12 protein-coding genes are annotated in these 12,587 nt (G+C 60.7%); 5 read left to right on the forward strand and 7 right to left on the reverse strand.

Features of this window, described 5'->3' with window-relative positions; translation table 11 throughout:
- Positions 1-53: 53 nt before the first annotated feature.
- Positions 54-284, forward strand: a complete 231-nt coding sequence (locus tag BTE54_RS24205; RefSeq protein ID WP_003524105.1) for a type II toxin-antitoxin system VapB family antitoxin — start codon at positions 54-56, stop codon at positions 282-284.
- 61 nt (positions 285-345) lie between these two features.
- The gene (locus tag BTE54_RS24210; protein WP_245316701.1) at positions 346-654 is read left to right on the forward strand and encodes a PIN domain-containing protein; all 309 of its coding nucleotides are present in this window, start codon (positions 346-348) and stop codon (positions 652-654) included.
- 3 nt (positions 655-657) lie between these two features.
- Here BTE54_RS24210 and BTE54_RS24215 read toward each other — a convergent pair whose 3' ends face one another.
- The 3 genes from BTE54_RS24215 to BTE54_RS24225 form a co-directional block, all read right to left on the reverse strand.
- Positions 658-1,128, reverse strand: coding sequence for an OsmC family protein (locus BTE54_RS24215; protein WP_078054233.1), 471 nt, complete (start codon positions 1,126-1,128; stop codon positions 658-660).
- A gap of 60 nt (positions 1,129-1,188) precedes the next feature.
- Positions 1,189-2,565 carry an aspartate aminotransferase family protein gene (locus BTE54_RS24220; RefSeq protein WP_198939221.1) on the reverse strand — a complete coding sequence of 459 codons (1,377 nt, stop codon included), beginning with the start codon at positions 2,563-2,565 and terminating at the stop codon, positions 1,189-1,191.
- Between the two features lie 151 nt (positions 2,566-2,716).
- Positions 2,717-3,625 carry a diacylglycerol kinase family protein gene (locus tag BTE54_RS24225; protein WP_078054235.1) on the reverse strand — a complete coding sequence of 303 codons (909 nt, stop codon included), beginning with the start codon at positions 3,623-3,625 and terminating at the stop codon, positions 2,717-2,719.
- 235 nt (positions 3,626-3,860) lie between these two features.
- On the opposite strand from BTE54_RS24225, the gene BTE54_RS24230 reads away from it, so the two are divergent.
- Positions 3,861-5,105 (forward strand): MFS transporter, encoded by a 1,245-nt coding sequence (locus tag BTE54_RS24230; RefSeq protein WP_078054307.1) that lies wholly within the window; start codon positions 3,861-3,863, stop codon positions 5,103-5,105.
- 248 nt (positions 5,106-5,353) lie between these two features.
- Positions 5,354-6,730 carry a magnesium transporter gene (gene mgtE, locus BTE54_RS24235; RefSeq protein WP_078054236.1) on the forward strand — a complete coding sequence of 459 codons (1,377 nt, stop codon included), beginning with the start codon at positions 5,354-5,356 and terminating at the stop codon, positions 6,728-6,730.
- Positions 6,731-6,798: 68 nt separating this feature from the next.
- Here mgtE and BTE54_RS24240 read toward each other — a convergent pair whose 3' ends face one another.
- The gene (locus tag BTE54_RS24240; RefSeq protein ID WP_078054237.1) at positions 6,799-7,635 is read right to left on the reverse strand and encodes an undecaprenyl-diphosphate phosphatase; all 837 of its coding nucleotides are present in this window, start codon (positions 7,633-7,635) and stop codon (positions 6,799-6,801) included.
- 120 nt (positions 7,636-7,755) lie between these two features.
- Positions 7,756-8,145, reverse strand: a complete 390-nt coding sequence (locus tag BTE54_RS24245) for a helix-turn-helix domain-containing protein (RefSeq protein ID WP_078054238.1) — start codon at positions 8,143-8,145, stop codon at positions 7,756-7,758.
- A gap of 103 nt (positions 8,146-8,248) precedes the next feature.
- On the opposite strand from BTE54_RS24245, the gene BTE54_RS24250 reads away from it, so the two are divergent.
- The gene (locus BTE54_RS24250; RefSeq protein WP_078054239.1) at positions 8,249-9,265 is read left to right on the forward strand and encodes a zinc-binding alcohol dehydrogenase family protein; all 1,017 of its coding nucleotides are present in this window, start codon (positions 8,249-8,251) and stop codon (positions 9,263-9,265) included.
- A gap of 87 nt (positions 9,266-9,352) precedes the next feature.
- Here the strand turns inward: BTE54_RS24250 and BTE54_RS24255 are convergent, their stop codons facing one another.
- On the reverse strand, positions 9,353-10,093 hold the full coding sequence (locus BTE54_RS24255; RefSeq protein WP_078054240.1) for a pentapeptide repeat-containing protein: 741 nt from the start codon (positions 10,091-10,093) through the stop codon (positions 9,353-9,355).
- A gap of 452 nt (positions 10,094-10,545) precedes the next feature.
- Entirely contained in the window at positions 10,546-12,210 is a 1,665-nt protein-coding gene (locus tag BTE54_RS24260) for an electron transfer flavoprotein-ubiquinone oxidoreductase (RefSeq protein WP_078054241.1), read from the reverse strand.
- Positions 12,211-12,587 lie beyond the last annotated feature (377 nt).

The raw sequence follows: 12,587 nt of genomic DNA on the forward strand, positions 1-12,587 counted from the left end.
GGAAAGCGTCCTTGGTGTATTATTTCGAAAATCGATACACCAAGGAGTTTTCGATGCGCACCAACATTGAACTCGATGACGCCTTGCTCGCCGAGGCGATGGAAATCACCGGCCTTTCGACAAAAAAGGCAACAGTGGAAAAGGCGTTGCGCGATCTGGTGCGCATTCATCGTCAGATGCGCGCCCTCGATGCGTTGGAGGGCATGGGCTGGGAAGGTGATCTGGACGAGATGCGGACGGATTGGGATGCTGAGACGGACTGGGATGTGAAGAACGCCAAATGATCGTAGCAGATAGCTCTGCCTGGATGACGCGCCTACCCTCTCCGCCAAGTTTCGCGCCTTAATGGCGCAGGGCGAAATTCTGATCGGCGATATCATTCTTCTTGAGGTGCTTAGAGGCGCGCGTGACGGTCATCATGCGCGCCGACTTGAGCAGATGCTGGGCGAATTTCCCTGCGTCGCGATGATATCGCCCCAGCTCGCCATCAAGGCCGCCGCCAATTACCGCTTCCTGCGGGAGCGCGGCTATACGATCAGAAAAAGCAACGACCTCATTATCGGTACCTACTGTATCGAGCACGGGCACAAGCTGTTGCAAAATGACCGAGACTTTCAGCCGATGGCCGATCATCTCGGTCTACGACTGGCGTGAGCCTCAAACCACCTTCACCGTCCCCTCCACCCGCACCGGAAAATTCACCGAGCGTGCGATGAAGCATTTCTCGTGTGCATCATGGTGCAGCTCATCCGCCCGGGCGGCATCCCCCTTTGAAATGGTGATGACCGGCTTCAGCACCACTTCGCTGAATTGCCCAGCGCCATCCTTTTCCATCACCAGCGTGCCTTCGGCATTGTCGACATAGTCTTCAACGATGATGCCGTTGACCGAGCAGAAATGCAGGTACCACAGCTTGTGGCAGGCCGAGAGCGAGGCAACCAGCAGGTCTTCCGGGTTCCAGCGGGCGGGATCGCCGCGGAAGGCGGGGTCGGAAGAGCCGGCGATGTCAGCTTTTCCCGACGTGGAAATCGTGTAGTCGCGTTCATAGTCGCGATAACCAGAGGTGCCCTTGCCACGATTGCCAGTCCACTTCACCTGAACGGTGTAATGATGTTCCTGTCCTGCCATTTTAGTCCTCCCTAAGAGTTTTTTCGTCGCATTTTCCGGACGTAAAACCGCTACGCCCTTTTACTGGAAATGCTCCCGCGTATCGCGCAGGTGGTCGAGCCCCTTGCGCAGCGTTTCTATGATCTCATCCACCTCCGAGCGGCTGATCGTCAGTGCCGGTGAGGCCAGCATGCGGTCGCCGGTGGCGCGCATGACGAGGCCGTTTGCCAGGCAATGGTTGCGCACGGCGGTTCCGATGTCGTCCGGCTTGGCGAAACGCCGGCGCGTCGCCTTGTCGGCGGTAATCTGCAGGCCGCCCATCAGGCCGACGTTCACCACCTCGCCGACCAGTTCGTGATCCGTCAGGCTTTTCCAGCCCTCGGAGAAATAAGGGCCGATATCGTCGCATACCCGTTCCACCAGTCCCTCCTCCTCGATGATGCGGAGGTTTTCCAGGGCGGCGGCGGCGCAGACGGGATGGCCGGAATAGGTGAAACCGTGGTTGAAGTCACCGACCTCGGACAACATCACCTCCGCCACACGATCCGAGACGATGACGCCGCCAATCGGCAGGTAACCGGAAGACAGCCCCTTGGCAACGGGCGCAAAATCCGGCTCCACGCCGAAATGCTGATAACCGAACCAGGAGCCGAGACGGCCGAAACCGCAGATCACCTCATCGGAGACGAGCAGGATGTTGCGCGCCTTGCAGATGCGGGCGATTTCCGGCCAGTAGGTTTCCGGCGGCACGATAACACCGCCGGCGCCCTGAATGGGTTCGGCCACGAAAGCGGCGACATTTTCCTCGCCGAGTTCATCGATCTTCGCTTCCAGTTCGCGCGCCACCTTCAGGCCGAATTCGGCCGGTGAAAGATCGCCGCCCTCGGCATACCAATAGGGCTGGCCGATATGGGCCACGCCCTCGATCGGCAGGTTGCCCTGCTCGTGCATCCATTTCATGCCGCCGAGCGAAGCGCCCGCCACCGTCGAGCCGTGATAGCCGTTGCGGCGGGCAATAACCTTCGTCTTCGTCGGATGGCCGAGCGCCTTCCAGTAAACCCGCGCCATGCGGAACCAGGTATCGGTCGCTTCCGAGCCGGAATTGGTGAAGAAGACATGGTTCATCTTCGGCCCGGCGCGCGAGGCGATCTTCTGCGCCAGCAGCGTCGCAGGCGGCGTGGTGGTGCCGAAAAACGCGTTGTAATAGGGCAGTTCGTTCATCTGGCGCTGCACCACATCGGCGATCTCGCGGCGTCCGTAGCCGATATTCACGCACCAGAGGCCGGCAAAGGCGTCGAGATATTTCTTGCCGGTGCTGTCATAGATGAACACCCCTTCAGCGCGCTCGATGATGCGGGTGCCGGCGGCGTTGAGCTTGCCCATGTCGGAAAAGGGGTGGAGGTGATGCGCGGCATCGATGGCGGCGAGATTGGACATCGGCTTGGAGATTTCATTCATGACAGATCGCACTCCCATAAAGGCAGCGGCGCTCACGCCACCGCGCCCGCCGAACATGGCCGGGCGGCTTCGATTTGGCAAGGCTGGCGTTTTTTAGGGGTATGGAAGCTAGATTGCCGGTGGGATAACACTCAAGTCACATGCGGTTGCGTTATGCGAAGAACGACCGACCCACCAGCACCTTCAATTCGCCGGCATGGACTTCGAGCGCCACATCCCGCTCCATCGGCAGCAATTCGCCATCGATGACGCAGCGCAGGTCATGGCGTCTCTTCGGAAAATGCAGTTCCACATCCGTCACCGTCATGGCGGTCACGGCGGCGTTTTCCTTCAGCCTGCCGCGCAGAATGTCGAAAGCGAGTTTCGCGACACCGGAAGGACGCAACGGATCGGTGAGATAAAAGCCGAGATGGCCGCCCGAGACATTATCCGCCACCAGCAGCGAGCTCTGGCCGAATTCATTGTTGGAGACGGAAATGGCCGAGACCTTGCGATGCTGCGTTTCGCCGTTGACGGTGTATTCCACTTCGAAGACCGGCGGATTGAGGATGACGTTGATGGCGGCGCGGATGCTTGCCTTGATCTTGCCGAGGCGGGAGGCAAAAGCGAGATTGTTGCGATAGCGCACCATGCGCGAATGCAGGCCCGCGGAAAACTGGTGGACGAAGAGGCGGCCATTGGCGCTTGCGATGTCGACACTGGCAATCTCGCCATTCGCCAGCATCTCCAGCACCTGCCGAATATCGAGCGGCAGCTTCAGCGAGCGGGCAAAGAGGTTCATGGTGCCGGCCGGAACGATGCCGAGCGCGATGCCGTGTTTCCAGGCGATGGCGGCTGCTGCGGAAATCGTGCCGTCACCGCCGCCGGCAATGATGCCTTCAATGCCCGGCTCATCGGCGGCGCGCTCCATTTCCTCGACGATATCCTTTCCGGAGACCAGACGGCAATCGATGGCGTGGCCGGCGCGGGCGAAGACCTCGCGGGCATGGTCGCAATAGGCCTCCATGTCGGTGGTGCGAAACGTGCCGCCGTCACGATTGAAAATTGCAATGAGCTTCATGTTTCCAACCCGATCCAGTGAGGCAGCCGCGCGTAAATGCCTGACCCTATATAGGGTTCCGAACACCATCGCGTGAAGATGCTCTTTTGCCGAGAATCGCTCTACCGCAACGCATCATTTCATGTTAGGGATCACTTAAGGTCATTTTCATGACCGCGCATCTCCAGTCAGGGCAGACCGCTCCCATACGGTCTTGCCCTTTTTTCTGTGGGCCCTTCCCGCTTTTCAGGTCACGATGAGCCAGTCGAATATGTCCGAAGCCCGCCTTGGCGCGGAGAATGAAACCGTTTACACGGACGCTCCTGCCGTGGCCCTCTCCCCGCTTGCCATCGCGCTCATCGAACTGGCGCTTGCCGCCGGCGGCTTCGGCATCGGCACCGGCGAATTCGCCATCATGGGCCTGCTTCCCGACGTCGCCACCACCTATGGCGTCACCGTTCCGCAGGCGGGTTATGTCATCACGGCCTATGCGCTCGGCGTCGTCATCGGCGCGCCGATCATCGCGGTTCTCGCCGCGCGCATGACGCGCCGCACGCTGCTTCTCGGCCTGATGGGGCTTTTTGCGGCCGGTAATATCTTGAGCGCCGTCGCGCCGGATTTCCTGAGCTTCACCGTTCTGCGCTTCATCACCGGCCTGCCGCATGGGGCTTATTTCGGGGTTGCGGCGCTGGTGGCGGCCTCCATGGCGCCGATCCACAAGCGCGCCCGCGCCGTTGGCCGCGTCATGCTCGGCCTCACCATCGCCACCCTGCTCGGCACGCCGCTCGCCACCTTCTTCGGCCAGCTGCTGTCCTGGCGCGCGGCCTTCATGCTGGTCGGCGGCATCGCGCTTCTGACGGTGGCCCTGCTCTGGTTTTTCCAGCCGCGTGACAGGGTGGAGGAAGGCGCCAGCGTATGGCGTGAACTCGGCGCTTTCCGCCGCGTGCAGGTGTGGCTGACGCTCGCCATCGCCGCCGTCGGCTTCGGCGGCATGTTCTCGGTCTTCAGCTATATCGCCAAGACCACCACCGATGTGGCGATGATGCCGGTTTCCACCGTCTCCATGGTGCTGGCGCTGTTCGGCATCGGCATGAATGTCGGCAATGTAGTCGGCTCGCGGCTGGCCGATATCTCGCTCAACGGCACGATTGGCGGCATGCTCGCCTTCAACGTGCTTGTCATGACCGTGTTCGGCATGACGGCGGACAATCCTTTCATGCTCTGCCTCTGCGTCTTCCTGATCGGCTGCGGTTTCGCCGCCTGTCCGGCCGTGCAGACGCGGCTGATGGATGTGGCGCAGGATGCGCAGACGCTGGCCGCCGCCTCCAACCATTCCGCCTTCAACATCGCCAATGCGCTCGGCGCCTGGCTCGGCGGCCTCGTCATCGCCATGGGTTTCGGTTACGCCTCCACTGGTTATGTCGGCGCGGTTCTTTCCCTTCTCGGGCTTGGCGTTTTCCTTGTTTCCGTCACCGTCGAACGGCGCGAAAAGGCGGCCTGAGCCGGCCCTATCGCAGCTTACGGAAATTTCACAATCGGGTGCTTGACTCTTTTCGGTTTCAGGCGCAACACGGCCTTACGCGCAGGCCAATCAGCACGGCGCGGATTTCAACGGAGCATCATTGGATGTCTAGCGACAGTAGCAGTCGATTGCCTTTGCCGAGACCGGCGAACGTGAACTGATCCGACCTCTGTCGGCTCACCACCGCGTTCGCCGTGATCGGCGAATCGACGGAAAGGTGAGCAATCATGAACTTCCACAACCTCTCCCAGAGGGCCAGCAAGGCCGCACGTCTTCTTCGTAGCGGAAACGCCGGTTCCTCCACCACCATTGCCGAACGCGTCGAGCACCTCAACACGCTGGATGTCGCCGAGGCCGTAACCGCCCTCCTCGCCATGCCGCAGGCAAAGGCCGTCGCCATTCTCGACCGGCCAGAACTGCATGGCGCCGCCGCCATAATCGCCCATATTCCTGTCGAACAGGCCGCCCGCCTCGTCAATCTGATGTCTGACGACCGCGTTGCCGACGTCATGGCGGAAATGGCCGAAGAGCCGCGCGCAAAGCTGTTTTCCCGGCTGGACCGCACGACGGCGCTCTCCATCCAGCACCTGATGGGTTATCCGCCGCGTACCGCCGGCTCGATCATGACCACGGAATTCGTCAGCGTGCCGGACAATTGGACGGTGGAACAGACCCTTTCGCACATCCGCGTCGTCGAGCGGTCGCGTGAAACGGTCTATGCCATCTATGTGCTGGCTGAGGACGGAACGCTTTCCACCGTCGTGACGCTACGTCGCCTGCTGACCGGCGAAGCTGGCGCCTCCATCCTCTCCGTCGCATCGAAGGAAGGCATCGTCTGCGCCAGCCCCTTGATGTCGCAGGAGGATGTCGCCCGGTTGATCCGCAAGCACGACCTTCTGGCGCTTCCCGTCGTCGATGACCGTTCGCATATCCTCGGCATCGTCACCGTCGATGACGTGATCGACACCATGATCGCCGACACGACGGAAGACGCCCACAAGTTCGGTGGTATGGAGGCGCTCGGCAAGCCCTATATGACGATCGGCTTTCCGGACATGATCCGCAAGCGCGCCGGTTGGCTCGCAGCGCTCTTCCTCGGTGAAATGCTGACGGCCAGCGCCATGCAGCATTTCGAGGGCGAGCTGGAAAAGGCCGTGGTGCTGACGCTGTTCATTCCGCTCATCATGTCGTCGGGCGGCAACTCCGGTTCGCAGGCCACCTCGCTCATCATCCGGGCGCTGGCGCTTGGCGAACTCAAGCTTTCCGACTGGTGGCGGGTGCTGCTGCGGGAAATCCCGACGGGCCTGACGCTCGGCTGCATTCTGGGCGCCATCGGCTTCCTGCGCCTGAGCCTCTGGCAGCAGGCCGGTTTTTACGACTATGGCGAACACTGGCTGCTGGTCGGCGCCACCGTTTTCGCAGCCCTCGTCGGCATCGTCACCTTCGGTTCGCTCGCCGGCTCCATGCTGCCCTTCGTGCTGCAGCGCCTGCGGCTCGATCCCGCCAGCGCCTCGGCCCCCTTCGTCGCGACGCTGGTGGATGTCAGCGGGCTCATCATCTACTTCTCGGTGGCGCTGGTGATCCTCAGCGGTACGTTGCTCTAAAGACGAAAGGCCCGCTCGGAAGAGCGGGCCTTTTCATTTGCGGTGGGGAAAAGCGAACAGCCCTACCCTCAGCCACCGGCATTGATGACGCCCGTTCCCAGCAGTCCAAGCAAAATAACGCCAATGACCACGCGGTACCAGACGAAGGGCATGTAGCTCTTGGTGGAGACGACCTTGAGAAAGACGACGATCACGGCATAACCGACAACGAAGGCGATCAGGGTCGCGAGCCCCGTCGGGCCCCAACCGACTGGATTGTCTTCGCCGATGCTTTTGAAGAGCTGGTAAAAGCCGGAACCGAAGACGGCGGGAACGGCGAGCAGGAAGGAATAACGTGCGGCCGCCTCGCGGGTATAGCCTAAAAGCAGGCCGGCGCTGATGGTGCCGCCCGAGCGCGAAACGCCGGGGATGAGCGCCATGGCCTGCGCGAAACCGAACAGGATACCGTCTCGCCAGATAAGCTGGTTCAGCTTGTAACGCTTCTCACCGATTTTATCGGCAACGCCGAGAACGATGCCGAAGACGATCAGCATCACGGCGGTGATGTAAAGGTTGCGCAGCGAGTGCTCGATGGCATCCTTGAAGAACAGGCCAAGAAAGACGATCGGCACGGAACCAATGATGATGAGCCAGCCGAGCCGGGCATCGGCCTTGTTATACTCGCCGAGGCGAAAGTTCTGCCGGAGCCAGGCGATGGCAATGCGCATGATATCCGACCAGAAATAAACCAGCACGGCCGCTTCGGTGCCGATCTGCGTAATCGCGGTGAAGGCGGCTCCCGGATCCGCGCCGGAGGGCAGGAACTCCCCGGCGATCCTCAGATGCGCGCTTGAAGAAATCGGAAGAAATTCCGTAAGCCCTTGCAAAAAGCCGAGAAATGCGGCCTCCAACCAACCGATGCTCATGTGTCCTGATGTCCCTGCTGCGAATCGAGATCGCAGCATTATGCATCAATCGGGGCAAATACATGTTGCATCGCACCATGAAAAAGGCGCACGGAGGGGTGCGCTTTTACCTGTGATTTTTCAGGCGGCCTTTTCCTTCGCCTCGGGAAGGCGGGTATATTTCGCGCCGTTCCTGCACACGACATGGGCGTCGCCCCAGCTTTTTAGCGCCGAAATCACCGGTATCATCGTCTCGCCGAGCGGCGTCAGCGCATAGTCCACGCGCGGCGGCACCACCGGGAAGACGGTGCGGGAAATCAGGCCGGCCTCTTCCAGTTCGCGCAGCTGCTTGGTCAGCATGCGCTGGGTGACACTCGGAATATGGCGGCGCAGCTCGTTGAAGCGCAGCGTGCCCTCATTGATGAGGTGATAGAGGATCACGCCCTTCCATTTGCCATCGAGGAAACTTAAGGCCGATTCCACCGGGCAGCCGGGAAAGTTGCCGGTGAGCTTGGCGCGCGGTCGCGACATCACAGTATCCTTTTTGTATGTATCATCACAAAATGTGCATTCTTGCGATCGATGTTCATATGTATCAAGTAAGAGGCACGCAAACAAGCAAAGGAGACTGTTCATGCGCGCCATCGGTTACAGGACCAGCCAGCCCATCACCGCGAAAGACGCCCTCGTCGATATCGACCTGCCCCAGCCGGAAGCGAAGGGGCATGATATTCTGGTGGAAGTGAAGGCCGTTTCGGTGAACCCTGTCGATACCAAGGTGCGCCGCAACCAGTCGCCGGAAAACGGCGAACCCCGCGTGCTCGGCTTCGATGCGGCGGGCGTGGTAAAGGCCGTCGGCGACAAGGTCTCGCTGTTCAAGCCGGGCGACGAGGTGTTTTACGCCGGTGTCATCAACCGCCCCGGCTCCAACAGCGAGTTCCATCTCGTGGACGAGCGCATTGTCGGCGCAAAGCCAAAGTCCCTGAATTTCGAGGAAGCCGCCGCCCTGCCGCTCACCGCCATCACCGCTTACGAGACACTGTTCGACCGGCTGCGGGTGAAGGAGCCGGTTCCGGGCGCGGCCAACGCCATTCTGGTCATCGGCGGCGCGGGCGGCGTCGGCTCCATCGCCGTCCAGCTTCTGCGGGCGCTGACCGATCTCACCGTCATTGCCACCGCTTCACGGCCCGAGACGATTGCGTGGGTGAAGGAACTCGGCGCGCATCACGTCATCGATCACAGCAAGCCGATCGCCCCGCAGGTGGAGGCGCTCGGGCTCGGTGCGCCGGGCTTTGTCTTCTCCACCACCCATAGCGACATTCATGCCGCCGACAGCGTGGCGACCATTGCGCCGCAGGGCCGTTTCGCGCTGATCGACGATCCGGCCGGCGGTTTCGACGCCATGGCCTTCAAGCGCAAATGCATCTCGATCCATTGGGAAATGATGTTCGCCCGCGCGGTTTTTCAGACGCCTGACATGATCGAACAGCACAAGCTACTGAACCATGTGGCCGGGCTTGTCGATGCCGGCAAGATCAAGACGACGCTGACCGAGGTTTTCGGCACCATCAATGCCGCAAATCTCATCAAGGCGCATGCGCTGATCGAGAGCAACAAGGCCAAGGGCAAGATCGTGCTTTCGGGCTTCTGATCAAAGGTGAGGCGTCCGCATCGCGGACGCTTCTCTTCCGCTTATGGAGATGTTTGAGCCGAGCGCAAGACCGCGCGGCTATTCCTGTCAGTCGTCGTCCGGATCTTCCGGGCACGGCCAGGAGGCCGGCGCGGTGAGTCCGTTCGGCAATTTGGTCTTGGCGTCGCCGCAGGCAATGTCGATCTGCTTCTGATCAAGGCCGGTGGCAGCGGAAAGATCGACCCCTTCGATCCTCGTCAGCAGCAGGAATGCGCTGGTGAAATCCACCGGACCGCCGAGCTTGGCGCCGCCGAAACGGGCGCGTGACAGATTGGTGAGGGAGAATTTCGAGCCGTTCAGCGTCGCGCCCTCGAAATCGGCGCGGCCGAGTTCGGCCTTGGTGAAATCCGTGCCGTCCAGCTTGGTGTTTTCGAATTTGGTCCGCTGCATTTCGGCATTGACGAATTTGGCGTTGGTGGCGTCGGCGGCGGAAAAATCGCTGCGATAGGCTTCCACCTTGGTCAAATTGGCACCCTGCAGGTTCGCCTCGCCAAGGGCCGTGCGGATAAGCTTGGCCTTCTCGAGATTGGCGCCCTTCAGCGATGAACCGCGCAGGTCAGTATAGGTGAAATCCGTGCCGTAAAGCATTGCCGAATCGAGATTGCTGCCGCCCAGCATCAGCAGACGCTTGTTGCATTCGCGCCAGTCGATGCCGGCCATGGCGTCGGTACGGCAGCTTGCGGCCACCAGCGGACCGCCGCTGAAAGAAACCGCAATCATCGCAAGCGCCGCCACACCGGCAACGAATCCTGTCTTCCGCACGATATTCAGCCTTTGAAAGCCGGACATTCCTTCACTCCCTGCCGTCGGGTGACGGTACCTAGGACCATATGCACATTCAAGGCGTTACCGCATCGCTGAACCACAATCCACGGGCCACGCGACCACGCAACACCCCAACATCCTATATGTAGGAAATCGAAGAGCAATCCACAAATACTGACGGGGAGACGGGCTGTGAACGCCGCTCTCTCATCCCGGGCTAGACACGGCAACCGTTAACGACGCGTCTGCTTCGCGGGAATTGGCCCTTCGATCAGAGGTCTGCTCGTTCCGCAAATGTCGTCACTCTCGGCCGTATGACACAATGGCTGAGAGTGATTGCGAGCGGTCTTCCCACGCTCGGCATCATCCTCGGGGCCGTCCCGAGGACCTATCCACGTATCGTGAAATCAATCCGTTGCAGATGCTCGGGACAGGCCCGAGCATGACGGAAGAGAAGGCTTCGGCCGTAATCGCCATCACATATTGGCGTAAACCGGCCCCTCGCCGCCCTGCGGCGGCACCCAGTTGATGTTCTGGTTGGGGTCCTTGATGTCGCAGGTCTTGCAGTGCACGCAGTTCTGGGCGTTGATGACGTAGACTTCTTCGCCGTCCTTCTCCACCCATTCGTAAACGCCGGCCGGACAATAACGCGTCGAAGGGCCGGCAAAGACGTCGTGCTCGGACGATTTCTGCAGCGCCATGTCCTTCACCTGAAGATGCACCGGCTGGTCTTCCTCATGGTTGGTGGAGGACAGGAACACCGAGGAGAGGCGGTCGAAGGTCAACACGCCATCCGGTTTCGGATAGGCGATCGGCTTGTGTTTCGAGGCCGGCTCAAGGCTCTGCGCATCCGTGTTGCCGTGCTTCAGCGTGCCGAAGACGGAGAAGCCGAACAGCTGGTTCGTCCACATGTCGAGACCGCCAAGACCGACGCCGATCAGCGTGCCGAATTTCGACCACAGCGGCTTGACGTTCCTGACCCGCTTCAGGTCCTTGCCGATATCGCCATCGCGCCATTCCGCCTCGATCTCCGCCACCTCATCATGGGCGCGGCCGGCGGAAATCGCTGCGGCGATCTTCTCGGCCGCCAGCATGCCCGACAGCACCGCATTATGGCTGCCCTTGATACGCGGCACATTGACGAAACCGGCGGAACAGCCGATCAGCGCGCCGCCGGGGAAGGTGAGCTTCGGCACCGACTGGTAGCCGCCTTCGGTGATGGCGCGCGCACCATAGGAGATGCGCTTGCCGCCCTCGAAGGTATCGCGGATGGCCGGATGCGTCTTGAAGCGCTGGAATTCCTCGAAAGGATAAAGATAGGGGTTCTTGTAGTTGAGGTGCACCACGAAGCCGACGGCGACGAGGTTATCCTCGAGATGATAGAGGAAGGAACCGCCGCCGGTCTTGAAACCGAGCGGCCAGCCGAAGGAATGCTGCACGAGACCCTGTCTGTGCTTCTCCGGCTTCACCTGCCAGAGTTCCTTGATGCCGATGCCGAATTTCTGCGGCTCGCGATCCCGGGACAAATCGAATTTGGAAATCAGCTGCTTGGCGAGCGAACCGCGCACGCCCTCGCCGATCAGCACATATTTGCCGTGCAACTCCATGCCGCGGGTGAAGTTCGGGCCAGGTTCGCCGTTCTTCTCGATGCCCATATCGCCGGTGGCGACACCGATGACCGCACCCTCATCATTATAGAGCACTTCGGTTGCGGCAAAGCCCGGATAGATCTCGACGCCGAGCGCTTCCGCCTTTTCCGCCAGCCAGCGACAGACCAGCCCGAGCGAGACGATGTAATTGCCGTGATTGTTCATCAGCGGCGGCATCATGAAATTCGGCAGGCGAATAGAGCCGGCCGGGCCGAGAAACAGGAACTGGTCGTCCTTCACCTCGGTCTTGAAGGGATGCCCCTCCTCTTCGCGCCAGCCCGGCAGCAGCCTGTCGATGCCGATCGGATCGACAACCGCGCCGGAGAGAATATGCGCGCCGACTTCGGCACCCTTTTCGAGAACGACGACCGAAAGCTCCGGCTCCACCTGCTTCAGCCGGATCGCGGCGGCAAGGCCCGCAGGACCCGCGCCAACGATCACAACGTCGAATTCCATCGCTTCGCGTTCGGGCAGTTCCATCGCTTCCGTCATCTCATCCTCTCCGCATCGCCGGTCCCATCCGGCTGTTGTTATATCCGCTTTCCGGCATTCCCGGCGCATCGCCCGCGCCAGTCAAAAAACCATCCGCGACACCGCATCCACCAGCGCCTGTCTTCGCAAAGCAGGACGCCTTTGTCGAGCTTCTATAGCGGCAAAACATGTCGCACGCCAGTCAATTGTCAGACAACCTGATGATTGATGCATTACTTTTACGTTCACGTAATAATGAAAATAGAAGTTGGGAGTGTAGCCGTCAAGGGTAGTCGGCATTTGTGCCACTCTCGCGTTTACCGCGGGTGAAACGCCCATTCGGCTCGCTTCATCAATGGCGGCGCTTCTGTTTGCGCCAAAAGCGGACGTACCTTTAC

The sequence above is a fragment of the Agrobacterium sp. YIC 4121 genome (genome assembly GCF_002008205.1).
GTDB classification, from domain to species: Bacteria; Pseudomonadota; Alphaproteobacteria; order Rhizobiales; family Rhizobiaceae; genus Agrobacterium; species Agrobacterium leguminum.